Annotated in this window: 16 protein-coding genes and 5 pseudogenes; 16 read left to right on the forward strand and 5 right to left on the reverse strand. The window is 57.6% G+C overall.

What is annotated here, in order from left to right:
* The first annotated feature begins 28 nt into the window (after window positions 1–28).
* On the forward strand, window positions 29–1,258 hold the full coding sequence (gene argJ / locus HLB35_RS02700) for a bifunctional glutamate N-acetyltransferase/amino-acid acetyltransferase ArgJ (RefSeq protein ID WP_171701389.1): 1,230 nt from the start codon (window positions 29–31) through the stop codon (window positions 1,256–1,258).
* Between the two features lie 42 nt (window positions 1,259–1,300).
* A pseudogene (locus tag HLB35_RS02705) lies at window positions 1,301–2,256 on the forward strand (Nudix family hydrolase).
* A 27-nt stretch (window positions 2,257–2,283) separates the two neighbouring features.
* Here HLB35_RS02705 and HLB35_RS02710 read toward each other — a convergent pair.
* Window positions 2,284–3,186: a carbon-nitrogen hydrolase gene (locus tag HLB35_RS02710; protein ID WP_171701591.1), complete on the reverse strand. Its 903-nt coding sequence runs from the start codon at window positions 3,184–3,186 to the stop codon at window positions 2,284–2,286.
* 71 nt (window positions 3,187–3,257) lie between these two features.
* Window positions 3,258–4,286: an agmatine deiminase family protein gene (locus tag HLB35_RS02715; protein ID WP_171701592.1), complete on the reverse strand. Its 1,029-nt coding sequence runs from the start codon at window positions 4,284–4,286 to the stop codon at window positions 3,258–3,260.
* 240 nt (window positions 4,287–4,526) lie between these two features.
* Here HLB35_RS02715 and HLB35_RS02720 point away from each other — a divergent pair, with 240 nt between their 5' ends.
* Together HLB35_RS02720 and HLB35_RS02725 are read left to right on the forward strand one after the other, a co-directional pair.
* Window positions 4,527–5,768, forward strand: coding sequence for a lipoprotein-releasing ABC transporter permease subunit (locus HLB35_RS02720; RefSeq protein WP_171701390.1), 1,242 nt, complete (start codon window positions 4,527–4,529; stop codon window positions 5,766–5,768).
* Between the two features lie 10 nt (window positions 5,769–5,778).
* Window positions 5,779–6,489, forward strand: a pseudogene (locus HLB35_RS02725) (ABC transporter ATP-binding protein).
* A gap of 5 nt (window positions 6,490–6,494) precedes the next feature.
* Here the strand turns inward: HLB35_RS02725 and HLB35_RS02730 are convergent.
* Window positions 6,495–7,054 (reverse strand): annotated as a pseudogene (locus HLB35_RS02730) (DUF2062 domain-containing protein).
* 138 nt (window positions 7,055–7,192) lie between these two features.
* On the opposite strand from HLB35_RS02730, the gene HLB35_RS16860 reads away from it, so the two are divergent.
* From HLB35_RS16860 to murB, 9 genes and pseudogenes are all read left to right on the forward strand, one after another.
* On the forward strand, window positions 7,193–8,224 hold the full coding sequence (locus HLB35_RS16860; protein ID WP_235936948.1) for a ComEC/Rec2 family competence protein: 1,032 nt from the start codon (window positions 7,193–7,195) through the stop codon (window positions 8,222–8,224).
* Window positions 8,185–8,769, forward strand: coding sequence for an MBL fold metallo-hydrolase (locus HLB35_RS16865; RefSeq protein WP_235936949.1), 585 nt, complete (start codon window positions 8,185–8,187; stop codon window positions 8,767–8,769). The genes HLB35_RS16860 and HLB35_RS16865 overlap by 40 nt, the downstream gene beginning before the upstream one ends.
* Window positions 8,763–9,032 (forward strand): ComEC/Rec2 family competence protein, encoded by a 270-nt coding sequence (locus HLB35_RS16870; RefSeq protein WP_235936950.1) that lies wholly within the window; start codon window positions 8,763–8,765, stop codon window positions 9,030–9,032. Before HLB35_RS16865 ends, HLB35_RS16870 begins: the two co-directional genes overlap by 7 nt.
* 117 nt (window positions 9,033–9,149) lie before the next feature.
* The gene (gene msbA, locus HLB35_RS02740) at window positions 9,150–10,913 is read left to right on the forward strand and encodes a lipid A export permease/ATP-binding protein MsbA (protein WP_171701391.1); all 1,764 of its coding nucleotides are present in this window, start codon (window positions 9,150–9,152) and stop codon (window positions 10,911–10,913) included.
* Window positions 10,913–11,937 (forward strand): annotated as a pseudogene (gene lpxK, locus HLB35_RS02745) (tetraacyldisaccharide 4'-kinase). Before msbA ends, lpxK begins: the two are co-directional and overlap by 1 nt.
* Window positions 11,930–12,139 carry a Trm112 family protein gene (locus HLB35_RS02750; RefSeq protein ID WP_171701392.1) on the forward strand — a complete coding sequence of 70 codons (210 nt, stop codon included), beginning with the start codon at window positions 11,930–11,932 and terminating at the stop codon, window positions 12,137–12,139. The pseudogene lpxK and the gene HLB35_RS02750 overlap by 8 nt, the downstream one beginning before the upstream one ends.
* On the forward strand, window positions 12,140–12,964 hold the full coding sequence (gene kdsB, locus HLB35_RS02755) for a 3-deoxy-manno-octulosonate cytidylyltransferase (RefSeq protein ID WP_422822409.1): 825 nt from the start codon (window positions 12,140–12,142) through the stop codon (window positions 12,962–12,964).
* The gene (locus tag HLB35_RS02760; RefSeq protein WP_171701393.1) at window positions 12,961–13,425 is read left to right on the forward strand and encodes a low molecular weight protein-tyrosine-phosphatase; all 465 of its coding nucleotides are present in this window, start codon (window positions 12,961–12,963) and stop codon (window positions 13,423–13,425) included. Before kdsB ends, HLB35_RS02760 begins: the two co-directional genes overlap by 4 nt.
* Entirely contained in the window at window positions 13,422–14,432 is a 1,011-nt protein-coding gene (gene murB, locus HLB35_RS02765; RefSeq protein WP_171701394.1) for a UDP-N-acetylmuramate dehydrogenase, read from the forward strand. The genes HLB35_RS02760 and murB overlap by 4 nt, the downstream gene beginning before the upstream one ends.
* 107 nt (window positions 14,433–14,539) lie before the next feature.
* On the opposite strand, the pseudogene rne reads toward murB, so the two are convergent.
* Window positions 14,540–17,856: pseudogene (gene rne, locus HLB35_RS02770) on the reverse strand (ribonuclease E).
* Window positions 17,857–18,622: 766 nt separating this feature from the next.
* On the opposite strand from rne, the gene HLB35_RS02775 reads away from it, so the two are divergent.
* From HLB35_RS02775 to sppA, 3 genes are read left to right on the forward strand one after another with little or no spacing between them, the layout of a single operon-like run.
* Window positions 18,623–19,564, forward strand: a complete 942-nt coding sequence (locus tag HLB35_RS02775) for an RluA family pseudouridine synthase (RefSeq protein WP_171701395.1) — start codon at window positions 18,623–18,625, stop codon at window positions 19,562–19,564.
* Window positions 19,565–19,579: 15 nt separating this feature from the next.
* A complete protein-coding gene (locus HLB35_RS02780; RefSeq protein ID WP_171701396.1) occupies window positions 19,580–20,242 on the forward strand; it encodes an HAD family hydrolase in 663 nt (220 codons plus the stop codon).
* A 13-nt stretch (window positions 20,243–20,255) separates the two neighbouring features.
* Window positions 20,256–21,368, forward strand: coding sequence for a signal peptide peptidase SppA (gene sppA / locus HLB35_RS02785; RefSeq protein WP_171701397.1), 1,113 nt, complete (start codon window positions 20,256–20,258; stop codon window positions 21,366–21,368).
* Between the two features lie 10 nt (window positions 21,369–21,378).
* Here sppA and HLB35_RS02790 read toward each other — a convergent pair whose 3' ends face one another.
* Window positions 21,379–21,987 (reverse strand): Maf family protein, encoded by a 609-nt coding sequence (locus tag HLB35_RS02790; RefSeq protein WP_171701398.1) that lies wholly within the window; start codon window positions 21,985–21,987, stop codon window positions 21,379–21,381.
* Window positions 21,988–22,103 lie beyond the last annotated feature (116 nt).

The following is a 22,103-nucleotide window of genomic DNA, read 5'->3' on the forward strand; positions in this document are numbered from 1 at the left end:
AGACCATCAAAGGTGGAGGATAATCAGCATGGCAGTAGGAAACGTGCCTTTTCCGGCCATGCCCCGGATTGAAGGGGTAAGCCTGGGTAGTGCCATGGCAGGCATTAAAAAAGCCGATCGTCGCGATCTGGTGGTGATTGAATTGCCAGAAACCGCGACGATGGCAGGGGTGTTTACGCTTAACGCCTTCTGTGCGGCACCGGTGCATGTGGCCAAGGCGCACCTTGGCCAGTGCCTTGAAAAGCATCAGGCACCGCGTTACTGGCTGATCAATACCGGTAATGCCAATGCCGGGACGGGTGAGCAGGGGATGGAGGATGCCAAACGCTGCTGTGCTGCCCTGGCTGACGCCGCCGGGGTGCCGGTGGAAAGCGTCCTGCCTTTTTCGACGGGAGTGATCGGTGAACCCCTGCCAATGGACAAGCTGCTTGACGGCATTCCTGCGGCTTTCTCGGCGCGCCATGATCACGCAGATGCCTGGGAGCAGGCCGGTGAAGGTATCCTGACCACGGATACGCGCCCCAAAGGTGCCAGTATCGTCGTGGATATAGGCGATCAGCAAGTGACTATCAACGGCATTGCCAAAGGTTCCGGGATGATTCGCCCCAATATGGCCACCATGCTGGGGTTTGTGGTGACCGATGCGCGCATTGAGCAGCCACTTCTGGCGCAGTTGCTGCGCGAGACCACCGACCGCTCGTTTAATTGCATTACCATCGATAGCGATACCTCGACCAATGACGCCTGCATGCTGGCGGCGACCGGGGAGGGTGCCGTAGTGGCAAGCCAGGATGAGATTGCCATTTTCCGCAATGGCCTGCAGCGGGTCATGATTGAGCTTGCCCAGGCGATTGTGCGTGATGGCGAAGGCGCAACCAAATTCGTTACTTTGCAGGTGGAAGGTGCCCGTTCACGTCAGGAGGCACTGGATGTCGCCTTTACGGTGGCCCACTCGCCGCTGGTCAAAACGGCTCTTTACGCGTCTGATGCCAACTGGGGACGGATTCTGGCAGCAGTTGGCCGGGCGCCGGTGGAGGCATTTGACGTGAATCGTGTTGTTATTGAGCTGGATGAAGTCAGGCTGGTGGAGCAGGGTGGCCGTGCGGCAAGCTACACCGAAGAAGCAGGGAGTGCGGTGATGGCTCGCGAGGAAATCACGATAAGGATTGATCTTGATCGCGGAGGAGAGAGCGCCACTGTCTGGACGACAGACCTCTCGCATGATTATGTATCGATTAACGCCGATTATCGCAGCTAGCCTTGACGCTGGCAGGTGCGCAAAACAGTGGGTACTGACGCAATGAGTGTAATGGTAAAAAGACGGGTGCATGTCGCTGCGGCAGCAATTATCAGCGCTGACCAACAACAGGTGCTGATTGCGCGTCGGCCCTCCAACGTGGATCAAGGGGGCTCTGGGAGTTTCCCGGTGGCAAGCTGGCACCCTACGAGACAGGTCTGGAAGGGCTCAAGCGTGAATTGCACGAAGAGCTGGGGGTGGAAATCAGAAACGCCCAGCCCCTGATTCGTGTTCATCACGAATACCCCGACAAGCATATCCTGCTGGATGTCTGGCAGGTTCATGAGTTTTCCGGCGAACCCTTTGGCCGCGAAGGTCAGGCAGTGCGCTGGGTGCCGATGAACGAACTGGCAAACTACCCCTTTCCGGCCGCGAATCTACCGATCCTGCGCGCTGTCATGCTGCCCACCGAGTATCTGATTACCGCTGAGGAAGACGATGAGGCGCGCTTTGATGCCCGCCTGGAACGTGCTCTGCGCGAAGATAGCATCCGCTTGGTGCAGCTGCGTGCCAAACAGCTGGATAGATCGGCCTATGTGGCACGTGCCCAGCGCGCTTTGGCGCTGTGCAAGCGCCATGGGGCGCGCCTTCTTTTGAACGGTGAGCCTGACCTGCTGCAGGAAGTGGATGCAGACGGCATTCATCTGACCAGCGCGCGCTTGATGAAGCTTGAACGCCGCCCGATTGCGGAAAACCAGTGGCTATCGGCCTCGACCCATGATCAGGCGCAGCTTAGCCAGGCCGCTGTACTGGGCTGTGATTTTGTTACCCTGTCGCCACTGCGCACCACACCGTCACATCCGGAAGTGCCGCCCATGGGCTGGCATGATTTCCAGCAGCTGGTGGAGCGCGCCGCTATGCCGGTATTTGCCCTGGGTGGCATGACCCGCTTTGATGCGCATCACGCCCGTGCGGTGGGTGCCCAGGGCATTGCGTCTATTCGCGATTTCTGGAAGTAGATCAGCGCTGCCTTGTACAGCGCTTGATCAATCCCGGTAGCGGCGCGTCAGGTCAGCATAGGCCTCGACGCGCCGATCGCGCAGGTAAGGCCAGATACGCCGGGTATTTTCGCCGCGCGTCATATCCAGAGTGACCAGCAAGTTTTCGGCGTCTTCGCTGCCGTGGACTAACAGCTCGCCCTGAGGCCCGCAGGCAAAGCTGCCGCCCCAGAACTGAATGCCGCTGCCGACGTTAGAAAGGTCCGCTTCAAAACCGACGCGATTGGCGACCAGCACTGGCACACCGTTAGCTACGCCATGGGCGCGTTGGATCAGGGTCCAGGCATCTTTCTGACGAGCCTGTTCAGCGCCATCATCGTTTGGGTCCCAGCCGATAGCTGTCGGGTAAAGGAGTATTTCCGCACCTGCCAGCGCCATCAATCGTGCGGCTTCCGGGTACCATTGATCCCAGCATACCAACACGCCTAGGCGGCCCACTGAGGTGTCAATCGGGCTGAAGCCACTGGTGCGTGCCGGGTCGTGATCTCCGGGAGTGAAGTAAAACTTCTCATAGAAGCCTGGGTCGTCAGGAATGTGCATCTTGCGATAATGGCCCACTCGACCCTCAGAGCGGTCATATACCACCGCCGTATTGTGGTAGAGCCCAGCCGCGCGACGTTCAAAAATCGAGCCGACCAGAACGATATCCAAGGTGCGGGCCAGGTGTGCCAGGTGCTCGCCCGTCGGGCCATCCAGGGGTTCGGCAAGGTCAAACAGAGCCGGGTCTTCGTACTGGCAGAAATAGTGCGTGGCATGCAGTTCCTGCAATACCACCAATTCAGCGCCTTGCTGGGCGAGGTTGCGAATAGCGGCTTCGCTCGCCGCCAGGCTGCGGGCTTTGTCGGGCCAGGCATGTTGTTGAACGATGCCCACTGTCAGTGTTTTGTTCAGCATACGGTCTCCCGCCTTGAGTAAAATCATGTCTGGATAGTTTGGCAATCGAGGGGTCACTTGATGCCATCTCAGCGTCGAAGCGTTCCCTTGGGTAGCTGCATGGTCAGGCAATGCAGGCTGCCGTGTTGGCGGATCACGCTGGTGCAGTCAATCGGAATGAGTTGGCGGCTTGGAAAGGCGCGGCCCAGCGCTTCCAGTGCGCGCCTATCAGCCGAGTCGCCATAGATCGGCACCAGGACAGCCTGATTGATGATCAGGAAGTTGGCATAGGTAGCTGGCAGGCGACGTCCATCGTCCGGTGCGTAGCAGGGGGCAGGCCAGGGCAGCGGAATCAGACGGTAAGGCTGGCCGTCACGCTGGCGGAAAGCCTGCAGCTCGGCTTGCATGGCAGCTAACGCCGGATAATGTGGGTCATCGGGATCATCGCATTGCACGTAAGCGATCGTGTCGGGCGAACAGAAACGCGCCAGGGTATCGATATGACTGTCGGTATCATCACCGTCCAGGTAGCCGTTTTTGAGCCACAGGAACCGCTCTATGCCCAGATCCTGGGCAAGCTGTGTTTCAATGTCCGTGCGGGAAAGATTCGGATTGCGGTTGGGGTTGAGTAAGCAGGCTTCGGTGGTCAGTAAGGTGCCTTCCCCATCGGTTTCAATCCCGCCGCCTTCCAGCACCAGGTCGCGGGTTTCAATCGGGCATGCCCAGCACTGCGCCGCATCCAGCTGGCGGGTTAGCTGGTTATCCAAAGATGCCGGAAACTTGCCGCCCCAGCCGGTAAAGGTATAGTCGAGCAGCTTCAGTTCCCCCGCTGAATTGGCAACGCTGATGGGGCCATGGTCACGTGCCCAGGTGTCATTGCTGGCACTGACCAGCAGCTGAATCTGCTGGCTGGCGACCGCGTAGCCGCTGAATAGCTGGGTGAGGCGCAGGCGGGTTGTCTCATCAGGCACGCAGATCAGTACCCGCTGATAACGGGCGGTTGCCAATACAATGCGCTCCAGCGTTGCCTCGATGCGTTCCAGTAGCGGCGCCCAGTCGCCGTCCTTGCGCGGCCAGGTAAGTTGAATGGCGTCCTGAGGCGCCCATTCGGGCAGCATGTGAAAAAGTGTGTTCGACAACCTGGGGCCTTTTGGGTAGGTAGTGTAAAGAACAGCGTCTATTTGCGCCGCGCAATGTAGGGTGGGGATGGGCAAGTTGCAAGCCTTTTGCAGCATCCTCCGCGTGAAAACCAAGGCAAGGGAACATCGCGCCTGTTTGGCGTTCCAAACAAGCCGCCAACTCTGTGCAGTCAGAATGAAAAACCGTACCATGATCGCTCGCTAATAAGGAATCATGCCATGCTTGATCGTTTGCCTTTTCTGGTGGGCTTGCGCTATGTCCGCGCAAAACGCCGAAATCATTTTATTTCATTTATCTCAATGACCTCCATGCTTGGCTTGATGCTGGGTGTTGCCGTGCTCATCCTGGTGCTGTCGGTGATGAATGGTTTTGATCATGAGCTGCGTACACGCATTCTGGGCATGGTGCCTCACACCAAGATAGAGGCCCGCAATGGCCTGGTGGAGTGGGAAGCCCTGGCCAATCAGTTGATTGAGCGCGAGCGGGTAATAGGGGCTGCCCCCTATGTAGAGCAGCAGGGCATGTTCTCGGTGGGTGGTCGCAATCAGGGGGCCATGATCAACGGTATTCATCCCGAATGGGAAGATCGGGTGTCGATCATCGGGGATCATATGCAGCAAGGCAGCCTTGGCGACCTTGAAGCAGGTGAGTGGCATATTGTGCTGGGCTCCATGCTGGCGCGTCAGCTGGGGGTCGGCGTGGGTGATCGTGTGACCCTGCTGGTGCCGGAAGCTTCTATTACGCCGGCGGGTGTTTTTCCACGTCTGAAGCGCTTTACTGTCAGCGGCATTTTCAGCGTCGGCGCCGAGTTGGATGCCAGCCTGGCTTATGCCCACATTGACGACATGCAGACGCTTGCCCGTATGGGGAACGCTGTGGGTGGCCTGCGCCTCGAGCTTGATGACCTGTTTGTCTCTGGGCAGGAAACCCAGGCGATACTCAATACCCTGGGGCCTGAATATCGGGGCCGCGACTGGACGTTTTCACACGGTAACCTGTTCCAGGCTATTCAGATGGAAAAACGCATGATTGCCCTGCTGCTGACCGTGATCGTCGCGGTGGCGGCGTTCAATATTGTATCGACCCTGGTCATGGTTGTGACCGACAAACGTGCTGACATTGCCATCCTGCGCACCATAGGCGCTACCCCAGGCTCTATCATGGGCATCTTTATTGTTCAGGGGCTGGCGATCGGGATCATCGGGATTGCCGTCGGCGTTGGTGTCGGTGTCTTGTTGGCATTGACCATAGCAGACCTGATTGGTTGGGCCGAATCAGTCTTGGGTATCCAGTTCCTGGATGCGGGCGTCTATTTCATCAGCGATCTGCCCTCACGGCTTTTGTGGAGCGATGTAGGTAATATCGTTGCCGCTGCTTTCGGGCTGACCTTTCTGTCGACCCTTTATCCCGCCTGGCGCGCTGCCCGCGTGCAGCCCGCAGATGTATTGCGCTATGAGTAAGGATACCGCTATGTCGAACGAATCTACGCCAAGTCAGTCGTCTGCGCCTGTAATGTTGGTATGTGAAGGTATTTCCCGGGTGTATAGCGAAGGCCCGCGTGACCTGACCGTGTTGAACAAGCTGTCGCTTAGCGTGCATGCAGGCGAGCGTGTGGCTATTGTGGGCAGCTCTGGCTCAGGCAAAACCACCCTGTTGAACCTGATGGGGGGCTGGATCGTCCTACTGGAGGCAGCATCACCATTGCCGGTGAGTCGCTGGCTGGCTTGGGAGAGGCCGCCATGGGGCGCTTTCGCAACCGCTATATCGGCTTTGTCTATCAGTTTCACCATTTGCTGGCGGAATTTACCGCCGTGGAAAACGCCGCCTTGCCGTTGATTATTCGCGGTCAGCGCAAGCGTGATGCTGAAAAACGCGCGCTGGCGCTGCTCACCAGAGTGGGTATGGCCGAGCGTGGCGACCATAAACCGGGCGAGCTGTCAGGGGGAGCGTCAGCGGGTGGCGATTGCCAGAGCGCTGGTCACTGACCCGAGTCTGGTGTTAATGGATGAGCCAACCGGTAACCTTGATCAGCAGACTGCCTCGACCATTCTGGAACTAATGGATGAGCTGGCCAGGGAAAGCGCCTGCGCCTTTGTGATTGTCACCCACGACCGCGACCTGGCCGCCCATCAGGATCGGGTTCTACAGTTGGATAACGGCCAACTGCTAGTAAGCAGCTAGCGGTATCAGCGCTCATCATCAAACTGGGATTCTATCCTGGCTCGACGCAACTGGCGCTTGACACGTCTCTGGCGCCAGTTACGCACGACACATTCCAGCGCCAGATCAGGCGAATGGCGATATTGGCAACAATGGCAAGTGTGACTGCACTGATCAGAGAGCCGAGAAACAGGGCAGGCATGATGTCCTGCATCTGCTCGGCGATCCAGCGGGTTGAGATGCGCGACGGCGCCTCGCGCACCGGGGTGTCGAGGAAGAAGGCACCAATCACGTAATTGATGTAGAAAATCAGCGGCATGGTTAATGGGTTGGTTACCCATACCAGGCCGATGGAAAGTGCCAGGTTGCAGCGGGTCAGGCGTGCTCCAAGAGCGGCAATGACCATCTGAAAGGGAATCGGCAGCATGGCGCAGAACAGGCCAACGCTAAAGGCATTGGCAACGCTGCGGCGGGTCAGTAGCCATAGCCGAGTATCAGCCAGTAAAGGGGCCACCAGCCGTAAGGAACGCTGCCGCCGAAGGGTGTCGGGTTTTGGTATATAGCGATGTAAAAACCGACGCGGCATAGTTGATACTCTTGCCAGGTAAAAGGCTATTATCCATATAGTATCAGCCTTCGGCTATGTAAACGCAGTAGGTTAGATAAACGCAAAGAAATATCAATACATTGAAGGTGTTGGCTAAGGCTCGCCAGGGAGGGCGACATGCGCACAGGCATAGCGCTTCCAGCGGCACTGGCCCTGCTAGGGGGCGTGCTAAGTGTTTCATCCGGGCTCGTGCAGCAATTTCCAGGGCTCTTCCTGGCGGTGTATCTGCTCGCAGGGCTGTGGATCGCCAACCGGTACTTTTCAGGCCTCCTGTTTTGGCTGCTCTGGGGCATCCTGGTCGCCCTGTTGACGATTGAGCAAGGCCGTGCCTTACCGGCTGGCCTGAGCGGCAGTGACCTAAGCGTCGAGGCCCGGGTGCTCAACGTGAGTAATGATAACGGTGTGGCGCGCCTGACCCTGCGGCTACTTCACTGTGTTTCGCCGCCGGGGCAGCCAAGCTGTAAGGCGCTTGGCAAAGTGCGCGTCAGTGCTTATCAGGATACCCACTTTCAGCCTGGCGAGCGCTGGGAGATGACCCTGCGGTTGCGTCCACCGCGAGGTTTCAGCAATCCCGATACCTTTGATTATCAGGCCTGGCTGTGGCGTGAGCGTTTGCATGCCACCGGCTATGTGCGTCAGTTACCATCTGCCATCAGGCTGGCTGAATCGACGTTTTCGCTGCGCCGTCTGGGGCTTGACTACCTGGCCGAAAAACCTTTAGCGGAGCGCTCTCGACGCTGGCTGGCGGCGCTGACGCTGGGGGATAGCGATCAGCTGGAACGTCAGGACTGGGATCTGCTCAACCATAGCGGTACGACTCATCTGGTGGTGATTTCAGGATTGCACGTGGGGTTGGTGCGTACCCAGCTTCTGTTGGCTCCCCTGACGGCGGGAGCGGTTTTGCTTGCTTTTGGCCGCCTGGCGCCGCTTGCCCCCTTGATCAATCTGCTGGCGGTTCCCTGGGTGAGCTTGGTGATGGTGCCTAGCGCCATGCTGGGTTGGTTGCTGATGCCGGTTGCCCCCTTGGCCGAGTTGAGTTGGTGGGTGTTTGAGCAAGCTCTGAATCTGTTTCATGGGCTACTAACGCTCAACGTGGCGTATCTGCCGCTGTGGGAGCCTTCCCCAGCCATTATAAAACCCTGGGGGTAGGGTTTATATGGTTGGCGCTGTGTTGGGGGTTGCCAGCCACTTCCTGGACGCTGCGCGCCTTCGCTGTAGTGTCCGTCAGCCTGCTGGCAGTATGGCCGCATGAAGGAAGCTGGCCAGAAGGCGGGCTAAGAGTCAGAGTAATGGACGTCGGCCAGGGTCAGCTGGTGGAATTACGCAGTCAACACCAGCGCATGCTGTATGATACTGGCCCGCGGTTTCGCTCCGGCTTTATGCCGTTGGATACCCTATGGCCTGATGGCCAGCGCTTTGATCAGGTAGTGATTAGCCATGCTGACAACGATCATGCAGGCGGCATTAGCGCACTGCTCGATGGGCATAAGGTAATGGCCTGGTGGCTGCCTCAGGGAGAAGCACCGGATGTGTCGGGCATGCCTGCCCCCGAACCTGTCATACCGGGCGGGGATGGTCGATGGATGGCATCGGCTATGATTATCTCTGGCCGCCACCAGGCAAGAATGAGCTGTCTGCCAACGACCGCTCCTGTGTGCTGCGTGTTACCGTGGGGGAGCATTCACTGTTGCTGACCGGCGATGTGGGGGTTGACGTCGAACGGCGCCTGCTGACGCTACTGGATACTCCCGTTTCGGTGCTGGTGGCGGGTCATCATGGTAGTAATACCAGCTCCGGTGAGCAGTTTGTGCGCCGCACTCGGCCGCGTCATGTGGTGTTCAGCGCCGGTCGGGATAACGCCTTTGGGCATCCTACTCAGGCGGTGGTCAGGCGTTTTCGCCGTACGGGTAGCTGTCTGTGGAATACCGCTCATGACGGTGCTCTCACTTTTGGTTGATCCCGGGTGAAACGCTTAAGGTCACACCCCAGCGCGCGTTGAGTGGCAAACGCCAGCGGTGTTGAAGTCCGCCCGGATCAGGTAGAATTTCGCTATATATAACGGTCAGGAGAGCATGTGACTGAATCTGGGTTATCCATCTATAAACGCTTGCTAAGCTATGTAAAACCGCATTGGCGAGCCTTCAGCCTGGCCATCGTCGGTTTTGTCATCTATGCCGCATCAAGCACGGCACTGGCTGAGTTGATGAAACGCCTGATTGACGGGATTCAGAACCCGGATGCCGCCTTTCGCCTTTTTCTGCCCATGTTTGTGATCATCATGTTTTCGGCCCGTGGTCTGGGCACCTTTCTGAGCACCTATTTCATGGCGTATGTGGGGCGCTATATCATCCATACCCTGCGTTGTGATGTGTTTGCTCACATGCTGCACCTGCCCGGCGTTTTCTTTGATCATCATTCAAGCGGTCACCTGGTGTCGCGGGTCACCTATCACGTTGAGCAGGTGGCAGGGGCGGCCACTAAATCAGTCACCATTCTGCTGCGTGAAGGGCTCTTTGTGATTGGGCTTCTGGGCTACCTGTTATGGACCAACTGGCTGTTGACCCTGCTGTTTATGGCGGTGACGCCGCTGATTGGCGTGGTGGTCAATTATGTCAGCAAGCGCTTCAGGCGTATCTCCAGGCGCATCCAGCATTCTATGGGCGATGTTACTCATGTGGCCTCTGAGGCCATCTCCGGGCACCGAGTGGTGCGCACCCACGGTGCTGAAAACTATGAGAAGCAGCGTTTTACCCGGGTCAGTGAAGAGAACCGTCGCCAGAGCATGAAAGAAGCCATGACCAAGGCCGCCAGTTCACCGGTGATCCTGATGCTGGTGGCCATTTCGATGGCCTTGCTGGTCTGGTTGGCCATGGCGCCAGCACTGCTCGACAACATGACGCCGGGCGAGTTTGTCGCTTTTATTACCGCTGCGGCGCTGATGGTCAAGCCGGTCAGGCAATTGACGGAAATCAACGGCGAGATACAGAAAGGTATAGCAGCAGCCAGCGAGCTGTTTGCTCTGCTCGATGAGCCGGCCGAAGTGGACGAAGGCAAATTGCTGCCGAAGCGCTTGCGTGGCGAGCTAGCTCTTGAAGGGGTGCGTTTTCGCTATGCGCCTGAACAGCCCGAGGTACTGTATGGCATTGACCTGCATATTGCCCCTGGGGAACTGGTGGCTCTGGTCGGGCGTTCAGGCAGCGGCAAGTCGACGCTGGTCAACCTGCTGCCGCGTTTTTACACCCCTACCGGCGGGCGGATTGCCATTGACGGCGTTGATATTGGTGATTATCAACTGAGCCCGTTGCGCCATAATATCGCTATCGTGTCCCAGCAGATCACCCTGTTCAATACCAGTATTGCCGATAATATTGCCTACGGCGTGGATAATGCCGACCCTGCGGCCATTGAAGCCGCTGCAAAAGCGGCCCATGCCCATGAGTTTATCGAACAGCTCCCTGAGGGCTACCAAACCCGGGTGGGAGATAACGGCGTCATGCTGTCAGGTGGCCAACGCCAGCGCCTGGCGATTGCCCGGGCGATTTACAAGGACGCACCCATACTGATTCTGGATGAAGCTACTTCGGCGCTGGATACCGAGTCCGAGCGCTATATCCAGCAGGCGCTGGAGCACGTCTGCCAGGGCAGAACCACCCTGGTAATTGCCCATCGCCTGTCTACCATTGAGCGGGCTGACCGGATTGTGGTGATGGAACAGGGCCGGATCATCGAAGAAGGCACGCACCTTGAACTGCTGGCACAGAAAGGCGCCTATTCGGCACTTTATCGCCTGCAGTTTCAGGACGCGGGTGGCGAACCGCCAACAGGGAACGTGGTTTAATGAGCCTTTCACAGCGCTGGCTGCAAGCCGCTTATCAAGGCAGCCTTTGGCTGACGCCGCTACGTCCGCTGGGCGCCCTGTATGGCTGGGTGATGAAGCGCCGCTATCAGGCCTACGCGGGCGGTAAGCGTGACGTATGGCAAGCGCCGGTGCCCGTTATTGTGGTGGGTAATATCACCCTAGGTGGTACGGGCAAATCCCCCTGGTGGCCTGGCTGGTGCGCTGGCTGAAAGACCAAGGCTATACGCCCGGGATTGTGGCCCGTGGCTATGGGGGAGAGGCTGCGCAGTATCCGCTCATTGTGAATGCAGATACCGACGTCACCCAAAGCGGCGATGAACCCTTGATGCTGGCCCAACAGACAGGCGTTACCGTAGTTGCCGACCCGCAACGGGCCAGAGGGGCGAGGCAGCTGATAGCGCTCGGCTGTGATGTTATTGTCAGCGACGATGGCCTGCAGCACCTGGCCCTGGGGCGGGATATTGAACTGGCTCTGGTGGATGGCCACTGGGGGCTGGGCAATCGGCGCTGTCTGCCAGCCGGGCCACTGCGTGAACCGGCCAGCCGTCTGGAGCAGGTGGATGCCGTTCTGGTGAATGGGGCGCCGTCACACCAGACGCCGGAAAACGCCACGCTCATGCAACTGGTGCCCACTGCCTGGCGTCACCTGGTCAGTGGCGAACAGAAGCCACTGACGCCGTTGCCGTTCAACTTGCCTGTCAACGCCATTGCCGGCATTGGGCGGCCTGAGCGTTTTTTTGAGACGCTTGGCTCCTTGGGGGTTAACGGATGCTGGTATCCTTTTGATGATCACTATCCTTTTGAGGCGTCATCACTGCAGTTCACTGGCCAAGAAGCCGCTCGTCCGTTATTGATGACGGCAAAAGACGCCGTTAAATGTCGACATATTGCCCCGCCTGACAGCTGGGCCCTGGATGTGGAAGCCAGACTTCCACCTGAATTCGAGCGCTGGTTGGCCGAGCGGCTGGCCACGCTTTCTGCGAGGAGACGTACTGATGGATAAGCAACTGTTAGCGATGCTGGTTTGCCCGCTATGCAAGGGTAAGCTCAAGTATGTACGTGAATCCGGGGAGCTGCAGTGCCTTTATGATGGCCTGGCCTACCCGATCAAGGACGATATTCCGGTGATGCTACCCGAAGAAGCCCGGGCAATGGACGCCGACGAAAAGCTGCCGACTTCTCCTGGCCGAACCGGGGAAATCTGAATGGCCGGCTCACAAGCAACGGCATCGGCGGCTGAGGACATCGCTTCCATGCCTGAATTTATTGCCGTCGTGCCCGCCCGTTTTGGTTCCAGTCGCTTGCCGGGTAAACCGCTGCTGGAGATTGCCGGGGAACCCATGGTGGTTCACGTCTGGCGTCGCGCCTGTCAAAGTCAGGCCAATCGGGTCGTGGTCGCCACTGACGATACGCGTATCCGTGAAGCGCTATTGCCCTATGGCGCCGAGGTGGTCATGACCGCGGCCGAGCACCCGTCCGGTACTGATCGCCTGGCCGAAGTCGCTGATACGCTGGCGCTTGGCGATGATGCCCTGGTCGTCAATGTGCAGGGGGATGAGCCCTTGATCCCACCGGCCTTGATCAATCAGGTTGCCCAGCGGCTGGCGGATGACCCCGAAGCATCTATCGCCACGTTGGCAGAATCCATCACCGATATTGAGGCTTTGTTCAATCCTAATGTGGTCAAGGTCGTGCGCAGCCTGCAAGGTCGGGCGCTGTACTTTTCCCGAGCGCCAATTCCCTGGGATCGTGAGCATTTTGCTAGCCGCCCTGAGCTGCTGGAGACCGATGCCTGGCTCAGGCATATTGGAATCTATGCTTACCGTGCAGGCTTTCTGAAGGATTACCGTGATTATCCACCGGCGATGCTGGAGCAGCTGGAGCAACTTGAACAGCTGCGCGCGCTGCAGCAGGGCCATGTGATTCAGGTGGCGCTTGCCTGCGCGGTCAATCCACCTGGGGTTGATACGGCTGAGGATCTGGAGCGGGTGCGTCAGTTGATAAGCGCTGACGATCAGGAGGAAAAATGAAGGTACTATTTGTCTGTCTGGGCAATATCTGCCGCTCACCCAGCGCAGAAGGCGTGTTCAGAAAGGTGCTGGAAGCTCAGGGCTTGCAGGACAGGGTAGAGGTGGATTCCTGCGGTATTGGCGACTGGCATATAGGTAAGGCGCCGGACCCACGCGCTCAACAGGCCGCGCAGCGCAGGGGCATTGATATCAGCGGCCTGCGTGCCCGTCAGCTGAGTGAAGACGATTTTGCCGTGTTTGATGTCATTGTGGCGATGGATCACGACAACCTGAACGCCATTCACGCTATGCAGCCTGAAGGTTATCAGGGCATGAGCTGTCTATTTTTGAGTTTTGCAGGCCAGCCGGATAGCGCCGTGCCTGACCCCTACTATGGGGGCGAGCAAGGCTTTGAAAACGTTCTGGATATGATTGAAGTTGCCTCAAACGGCCTGGTGCAGCATCTGCGGCTATCCCTATGAAGCCTTGTGATTGGCTGTCCGAGGTGGACTTGAGCCTTGCAAATACTCTGCAACTGCCTGCTCGGGCGGCATACTTTTGCGCGCCTGCCACTCTTAACTCACTGCAGGACTGTCTTCGCCAGGCGCATCAGGAAGCGCTGGCAATTCAGCTTTTGGGTGGAGGCAGTAATGTGTTGCTGCCTGAGTATCTGGAGGGGCTGGTCGTGCATCCGGCGCTGAAACAGTGGTGGCTGGAAGATCAGGGCGATACTCTGCTGGCCCATGTAGGCGCCGGGGTAAACTGGCACTCTCTGGTGATGGCGACGGTGGAGAAAGGTCTATGGGGCATTGAAAATCTGGCCTTGATTCCCGGCGATTGCGGTGCAGCGCCAGTGCAGAATATCGGCGCCTATGGGGTTGAACTGGCTGACGTACTCGAAGCCGTACAGGTGATGCACCTTGCGGATGGTCATCTGGCCTGGCTCACCGCTAAAGAGTGCGCCTTTGGCTACCGTGAGAGTATTTTCAAGGCTGAACTGCTGGGTAAAGTGGTGATTACTCGGCTTGTGTTGCGCCTTAAACGTCATGCTGCACCAGTACTTGGCTATGGCGATCTGGCTCAGCGGCTGGGAGAAAATCCGAGCAGCCTGGACGTTGCGGACGCAGTGTGTCAGGTGCGCAGTGAAAAACTCCCGGACCCAGCCCAGCTGGCCAACGCGGGCAGTTTTTTCAAAAAACCCCTGGTTAGCGCTGAACAGGCCAAGACGTTGCTGGAAGCATATCCGGCCATGCCGCATTTCGCTCAGCAAAACGGTACCGTCAAGCTGGCGGCTGGATGGCTGATCGATCAATGTGGCCTGAAAGGCGCCCGTTTTGGTGCCTTTGGTGTGCATCACCGTCAGGCATTGGTGCTGGTACACTTTGGCGGCGGTAACAGGCCAGAACTGCTGGCCGCCGCCGAGCAGATAGCCGCTGAAGTAAAGGCGCGTTTTGGCGTGTTACTGGAGATTGAGCCGCGTCTGCTCTGACCCTTTAGTGAGTGTGAGTGCCAGATATAAAAAGCCCGAGGCAAACGCCTCGGGCTTTTGGTTCATGCCAGCCGCTCATCCTTGAGCAGCGATATGACGGTTTGCAGTTACTCGCCGCTAGCGTCCTGCTGCTGGCGTTTGCGCAGCTCGCGGGGGTCGTTGTGAGCGCGGCGGCGACGCCGTGGGGCGCGAGGTTCCTGAGCCTGCTCAGCTTGCTCAGCGCTATCCGTATCCGCTGACGCCTGGTGGTTATCATCCGGCGACACATCAGCAGCTGCTGTGGACTCTGCCTCATTAGCCTTAGACACTTGATCATCAGATGTAGAAGCCGTTTCATCAGGCTTGGACGCTTCATCGGTGACGGTCGGCTGTGAATCAGTAACCTCAGATTCTTCATTTGCCGCTGCAGGAGTCGCTGTCGCTGCGTCAACAGAAGCGTTGTCAACTGACGTTAGCTGCTCAGAAGCTGCTTCATCTGTGTCTGGCTGAGTGTCTGATTCAGCGTCAACGTCAGTTGCTGGCGCTGTTTCAGGCGCTTTTTCCTCGGGCACTTCAGCCGCTTCCTGCGCTATTTCGACATCAGTTGTGGCCTCTGTTTCAGGGGCTTTTTCCTCAGCCGCTTCCTGCTTTAATTCAACGTCAGTTGCTGGCACTGTTTCAGGCGTAAATGGCGCCGATTCCTCAGTGGTAGCAGCATCAGCTTGAGTCATCTCAGGCTCAGCAGTGGCCGTTTCAGCGTTTGGCTCGCTGGGCATGTGCTGATCAGTATCAGCCTGTTCAGGCACTGGCTGTTCAGTGGTTGCTTGCTCAGCAGCCGCTTGTTCAGATACTGATTGTTCAGCTGTGTCACTGTCAGCGTCAGACGTTTGGTCAGCAACTGGTTTTTCAACCTCTGAGCTTTCTTCAGCTGTCGGCTGGTGATTGTCAGCTGTGTTAGCAGCGTTTTGATCCGCAGCGGGTTTTTCAACAGCCGCAGTATCATTGTCTGACGCATCGGCCGCGGGCGCTTCAGCAAGCGCTGCCTGCCTTTCTGCCGCAGTTTCCTCGGCTTCTTTTTGCAGTTTTTCCTGCTCGGCCAGCGCGTCTGGTCTCAACGCATGCTGGCGTGAACGCTGTCGCGGATTATTGCGGGTGCGCTTGGGCTTGCCGTCATCCTGAGCCGTCTCCGGCGTTGCCTTACTCTCCTGGGGAGCCTGCTTGGCAGCTTCCTTGGCAGGCGATTTGGCGCCTGTGTCAGCGTAAGTGCTGGCTTCTGCTGGCTTGTCAGCTGCGTTTTGCTGACGACCCTGGCCGCCGTTCTTATCCTGCTGAGGGTGCTTGCGGCGGTTGCGCGTACGGCTGGGGCCGCTGCGCTTCTCGGCGTTATCGTCCTTGCTGCTGTCATCCTTGGCGGGCGCTACGTCACGCTGGGGGCTGTTTTCCTGGCGGCGAGATTTCGCGGCGTTGCTCTTGTCCTGCTGAGCGCGGTTTTCCTTGTTGCCGCTGTCCTTGTTTGCGCTATCTCTGGTTGAGATATCTCTATTTGCGCTTTCTTTATTCGCACTATCGCGACTTGCACCCTTCTTGACGCTGCTGTCTTTGCCACCCGTATCTTTAGCGGCATTGCTGCGCGCTGACGGCTTGGCATTGTTACTCGAACGCTGGCTGACGGGCTTACGCGCAGCCGCTGGGCGTGTTGCGCTGGTCTCGGCAGGCTGCTCGTCTTCACCGCCAAGCAGTTTAGCCACACTGCGGATCAAACGACCCACCAGGGTCGAAGAGGCGGGCGCCGTTGCCAAGGGGTCAGACTGGCTATCATTCTGCAGCGATGCAGGTGCCGGGGCGTTGTGGACAACGCTCTTGACCGCTGCTTCAGCGCGCTGGGCAGGTGGCTTGAAGCTGTGCTCGGGCTCTTTGCCGATATCGCTATCAGTCGAAATTTCAAAGCTGGAAACTGACTGGAAATCTTCTTCATCAAGATGATCATCACGCAGGCGCTGAACATCGTAATGCGGTGTATCCATTTCCGGATTAGGCAGCAGGACGACCCTCACTTCCTGGCGAGTTTCAATATCCGCCAGTACGCTGCGCTTTTCGTTGAGCAGATACGTAGCGACAGGTACCGGTAGAATGGCGCGGATCTGGGCGCTGCGCTCCTTCATGGCCTCTTCTTCGATCAGGCGCATGATGGAAAGCGATAGCGAGCGAACATCGCGAATGGTGCCCTGACCGTTACAGCGCGGGCAGACCACGCCGCTGGTCTCGCCAAGAGAAGGGCGCAGGCGTTGGCGCGACATCTCCATCAGGCCAAAGCGCGAAATACGCCCGATCTGCACCCGTGCGCGGTCAAGTTTCAAGGCATCGCGCATGCGGTTTTCAACTTCACGCTGGTTGCGTGCCGGCCCCATATCGATAAAGTCAATAACTACCAGGCCGCCAATATCGCGCAGGCGCAGCTGACGGGCAATTTCATCGGCAGCTTCCGAGTTGGTCTGCAGGGCGGTCTCTTCGATATCGCTGCCGCGGGTGGCGCGGGCCGAGTTGATATCGATGGATACCAGCGCTTCAGTGTGATCAATCACAATGGAACCGCCGGAGGGCAGTTTGACTTCCCGCTGATAGGCCGTCTCGATCTGGGATTCGATCTGGAAGCGTGAAAACAGCGGTACTTCATCTTCGTACAGTTTGATTTTCTGCTGGTACGAAGGCATGACCTGACGAATGAAGTTAAGCGCATCATTATAGATGTCAGGGCTATCAATCAGGACTTCGCCAATATCCTGGCGCAGGTAATCGCGCATTGCGCGGATAATGACGTTGGATTCCCGGTAGATCAGGAAGGGAGCCGGGCGCTTGGCAGCTTCCGAGGTGATGGATTCCCACACCTGCACCAGATAATCGAGATCCCATTGCAGCTCTTCAGGGGAGCGGCCAATCCCTGCAGTGCGGACGATCAGCCCCATCTTGTTGGGCACTGTCATCTGGTTCATGGCTTCTTTCAGCTGACTGCGCTCTTCCCCTTCAATGCGTCGGGAAATACCGCCCGCACGTGGGTTATTAGGCATCAATACCAGAAAGCGGCCAGCCAGGCTGATAAAGGTGGTCAGCGCAGCGCCTTTATTGCCACGTTCTTCTTTGTCGACCTGAACGATGACTTCCTGACCTTCTCTCAGCACTTCCTTGATGCTGGGGCGACCTGACACATCCTTAACGAAGTATTCGCGAGAAATTTCCTTAAGCGGCAGAAAGCCGTGGCGCTCTGCACCAAAGTCGACAAAGGCGGCTTCAAGGGAAGGCTCTACGCGGGTGATCTTGCCGCGATAGATATTGGCTTTTTCTGTTCCCGTGCGCCGGATTCGATATCCAGATCATACAGGCGTTGACCATCGACAAGGGCGACGCGCAGCTCTTCTGGCTGGGTCGCATTGATGAGCATCCGTTTCATGTTGTCTCACATAGCGATGCGTGCCGGTGCCCCACCCGTTGGGAAGACGAGTGGCAAATCGCGCTGCTGCGTGCTTGTGCTCGGCGCATGGGTATGCAATCGCATCAGGCCGGGCAAGCATTATCGCTCGGCTGACGAGGTCGTTGAGTACGTGGCGAAGGCTGGACATATTTCGGTGGATGTTATATCCCCCGGCCCTGCTGACTCCGCCAACACCTGGCATTCATCGATTTGCCAACGTCGGCTACCGGCACAACGTTGAACATAGTTATCAGTTAGGCAGGCATTTCATGACATTACAACGCCTGGCTACCTGACGTGGCGTAACTTTCATCTTTATCTTCACTGTCAGTCGGGCCACCCTGGGCTGTCGCTGTTCTGTCGCCTGGCGGGTAACCTGAGTTTCATGACTGACTGTGTGTATCTGGCCGTTGATTATCCAAAGTTGATAATCGACGACTGAATAGCTGCAACTAACTGTTTGTCTGCTACTGGTTTTTGCTGCTTACCAGTGACTACCTATTACTGACTGCAACTGCCAGCAAACCAACGTTAGCGGCAGAGTCTTGCAATTTTTTATCGGCGCTTATGGGCGTGCGTACACGGCCATTTCCGCTTTGCTCAGGCCTGCGTGTTGGTCGAGCAGGCGCTTTCGTGGTGAGCAACTTGGAATATAACAGTAAAGCGGCTGACCAGCAATTGACGCAATAAGTTGGCGTCTGGGCTAGAATGCCGCTTTTGGTTTATTCAGCAGGAGCGCAGACGCATGGCCGAAGGGCGTGAAGTGCAATGGGTTGAGATTACCCCCGAACAGGCCGGGCAACGCATCGATAATTTCCTGATGACGCGCCTGAAAGGGGCGCCAAGGGCCTTGATCTATCGCATCGTGCGTAAAGGTGAGGTGCGAGTGAACAAGAAGCGGGTCAAGGTGGACTATCGTCTGCAGGGAGGCGACCTGGTGCGCGTGCCGCCACTGCGCCTGGCACCCCGCGAGGCGGTCAAGGAGGTCAGCGACAACCTGCGCGATGTATTGCTGGGTAGCGTGATCATGGAAGGGCCAGACTGGCTGGTGCTCAACAAGCCTTCGGGCTTGGCGGTGCACGGTGGCAGCGGGGTCAAGATAGGCTTGATTGAGGCGCTGCGCCAGGTGCGGGATGACCTGACGTTTCTGGAACTGGTGCACCGGCTGGATCGTGATACCTCGGGGTGTCTGTTGCTGGCAAAGTCCCGTGATGCACTGGTAACCTTGAATACGGCGCTTAAACAGCATGCCATGGAAAAGCGTTACCTAGCGCTGGTCAGTGGCCGCTGGCCCGCCAAGAAAAGCTACGTCAGCGCCCGGCTGGATCGCTACGATGCTGGTAACGGCGAACGGCGCGTGCGGGTAGATCCGAATGGCAAGGTTTCACGGACACGCTTTGCGGTGATGGAAACCTTCGAGCGGGCAACCCTGATTGAAGCGGAACCAGTGACCGGGCGAACCCACCAGATTCGTGTCCACGCCGCCCACGCTGGGCACCCCTTGCTGGGTGATGATAAATATCCCAGCCGTGAAAGCGAGCAGTTATCACGTCGCATGAAGGTAGGTCGATTATTTCTGCATGCCCACGCATTAACCTTTCCTGAGCCAACCAATGGGCGTCCGGTAACCGTCAAGGCTCCCTTGCCTGACGCGCTGGAAGATGTGTTACGTCAGGCCCGACAATAGCGGATATGTCTATTTATGCGTTTTGATCTTGTGATTTTTGATTGGGACGGCACTCTGATGAATTCGGTGCCAAAAATTGTCGCTTGCATGCAGGCCGCTACCCGGGATGCACAGCTGCCTTCGCCGACGGATAAAGCGGTCGAAAATATTATTGGCCTGGGGTTGCCCGAGGCAGTGGCGACGCTGTTTCCCGGCATAAACGAGGCGCAGTCCACGCGTTTACGTGAATGTTATGCCCATCACTTTGTGCATGCTGATACCACACCAATGACGTTTTTCGAGGGCGTTGAGCAGCATATTCATGGGCTTAGAGAACGTTCCGGACTGAAGATGGCGGTGGCGACCGGCAAGACCCGCAAAGGGCTGGCGCGTATCTTTGAGCAGACCCGAAGCGGTGACTGGTTTCACGCCAGCCGGACGGCGGATGAAACCCGCTCCAAACCCCATCCGCAAATGCTCAGTGAGTTATTGGAAGAGCTGTCCCTGCCCGCCGAGCGGGCTGTCATGGTCGGGGATACCGAATACGACCTGGCGATGGCGCGCGCCCTGGGTATGCCTAGTGTCGGGGTGAGTTATGGCGTGCACAGCGTGGAACGTTTGACCGCCTGTGAGCCGGAATTTATCGCCCATAGTGTTGATAGCCTGTTTGGCTGGCTGGACCGTGAGCTTAAAACCTGAACGAGGAGCTGGTATGCGCAATGAGAATACACCTGACGAAGACGCGAAATCCGAGCCTGATCCGTGGACTCAGGAGGTTGAGCCTGATCGGCAAAAACACCAGGCCGAGGGGGTGACAGCTGAGGCCGCAGCCAGCGAGGATGCTGAGACCCTGGTAGAGCGTCAGCGTTTGATGCAGATGGAGATGATGGATCGCTGGATTGGCGGTGTACTTACCGAGCAGCGCCGCAGCCGCCGCTGGAAACTGTTTTTCCGCTTTGTATTTGTGGCGATTATTCTGGCATCCCTGTGGGGAATCTTTTCCAGCGTTATACTGGCCGGGGCGGGGCGCGCCATGCCCGCTGAGCCCCACTTGGGCATTGTCGCGGTGGATGGCGTGATTGCCAGTGATTCACCTGCTAATGCCGAGCGCATTATCAGAGGCCTGAATCGTGCCTGGGAGGCCGAGCAGACTGAGGCGGTGGTGCTGCATATCAACAGTCCGGGCGGCAGTCCTGTCCAATCGCAGCGCATTTATGCGGAAATCATGCGTCTGCGCGAAGCGGGCGATAAGCCGATTATTGCGCTGATTGAGGATATCGGTGCCAGTGGCGCCTATTACATTGCCGCCGCGGCAGATGAGATTGCCGCTTCACCTGCCAGCCTGGTAGGCAGCATCGGGGTGATTTATTCCGGTTTTGGCTTTGAGCGCGCAATTGACTCCCTTGGGATCGAGCGTCGTGTGCTGACGGCGGGTGAAAACAAGGCTTTTCTCGATCCTTTCAAGCCGCTGGATGAAGACACTACCGAGTTCTGGCAGCAGGTCTTGGATAACACCCACCAGCAGTTTATTGATGATGTGGTCGCCGGGCGTGGCGATCGGTTAAGCGATAACGACGAGATATTTTCAGGCCTGATCTGGAGTGGCGAGCAGGCGATTGAGCTGGGCCTGATTGATCGTCTGGATTCGCTTGAATCGCTTTCCCGGTCGTATTTCGATGAGGCGCGCTGGGAGGACTATACCCCAGCGCAGGATCCGTTTGAGCGCCTGTCACGTCGCTTTGCGCAGACGGCGGCCCAACTGTTGGGCCTGAAAGACTCGCCGTCGCCGGTTTCCTTGCAGATGCCAGTGAATGCCTCTTACTGAAACTGTCTGATCAGGGTGCAAAGGTGCTGGCGTCAAGCGGGTTAATGCCCGCCTGGCGCAGCATCCGGCACAAGGCAATCAGCGGCAGGCCAATCAGGGCGTTAGGATCCTGCCCCTCAAGGGACTCAAAAAGGGCAATCCCTAAGCCTTCCATGCGAAAGCTGCCAGCGCTGTTAAGCGGTTGTTCCTGGGTAACGTAATAGCGGATTTCGTCCTCTGACAAGCGGCGAAAGACGACTTCAAACGGCTCGACATGCACCTGATGCTGCTGGCGTCGGGTGTCGATCAGCGCCAGGCCGGTCAGGAAAGTAACGCGCTGGCCTGAGAATCGGCGTAAGTTGGCGCAGGCTTTTTCTTCGCTGAGCGGCTTGCCAAGAATATCATTTTCGAAGATGGCCACCTGATCCGAGCCGATAATGCAATGGTGCGGATATTCATCGGCGACCGCCTGAGCCTTACTCAATGCCAGGCGGTGCACCAGGGCCTTGGGAGTCTCATCAGAGCGTGGAGTCTCATCAATATCCGGTGAATGCGCCAGATAGGGGATGCGCAGGCGGTCAAGCAAGGCGCGGCGTGAGGCAGAGCTTGAGGCGAGAATCAAAGGGGTGTCAGCTGGCATCTTGGGTTCCTCAGAGGTAATCGACGCTGGTGGCAAGTACTGGGCTGCAGTGTAACCAAGCGAAACTTGTACGCCTACCTGCAATAAATATCGCGCTGGCTTTGACAGCGACGGGG

The sequence above is a fragment of the Vreelandella azerica genome (assembly GCF_013112225.1).
GTDB lineage: Bacteria > Pseudomonadota > Gammaproteobacteria > Pseudomonadales > Halomonadaceae > Vreelandella > Vreelandella azerica.

Coding starts and splice junctions, on each gene's coding strand:
- HLB35_RS02760 (WP_171701393.1), top strand. CDS start 12,961: ATGAAGGTACTATTTGTCTGTCTGGGCAATATCTGCCGCTCACCCAGC.
- sppA (WP_171701397.1), top strand. CDS start 20,256: ATGCGCAATGAGAATACACCTGACGAAGACGCGAAATCCGAGCCTGAT.
- HLB35_RS02715 (WP_171701592.1), bottom strand. CDS start 4,286: ATGCTGCCCGAATGGGCGCCTCAGGACGCCATTCAACTTACCTGGCCG.
- murB (WP_171701394.1), top strand. CDS start 13,422: ATGAAGCCTTGTGATTGGCTGTCCGAGGTGGACTTGAGCCTTGCAAAT.
- HLB35_RS16860 (WP_235936948.1), top strand. CDS start 7,193: ATGCGCACAGGCATAGCGCTTCCAGCGGCACTGGCCCTGCTAGGGGGC.
- HLB35_RS02720 (WP_171701390.1), top strand. CDS start 4,527: ATGCTTGATCGTTTGCCTTTTCTGGTGGGCTTGCGCTATGTCCGCGCA.
- HLB35_RS02775 (WP_171701395.1), top strand. CDS start 18,623: ATGGCCGAAGGGCGTGAAGTGCAATGGGTTGAGATTACCCCCGAACAG.
- HLB35_RS02750 (WP_171701392.1), top strand. CDS start 11,930: ATGGATAAGCAACTGTTAGCGATGCTGGTTTGCCCGCTATGCAAGGGT.
- HLB35_RS02790 (WP_171701398.1), bottom strand. CDS start 21,987: ATGCCAGCTGACACCCCTTTGATTCTCGCCTCAAGCTCTGCCTCACGC.
- HLB35_RS02780 (WP_171701396.1), top strand. CDS start 19,580: ATGCGTTTTGATCTTGTGATTTTTGATTGGGACGGCACTCTGATGAAT.
- kdsB (WP_422822409.1), top strand. CDS start 12,140: ATGGCCGGCTCACAAGCAACGGCATCGGCGGCTGAGGACATCGCTTCC.
- argJ (WP_171701389.1), top strand. CDS start 29: ATGGCAGTAGGAAACGTGCCTTTTCCGGCCATGCCCCGGATTGAAGGG.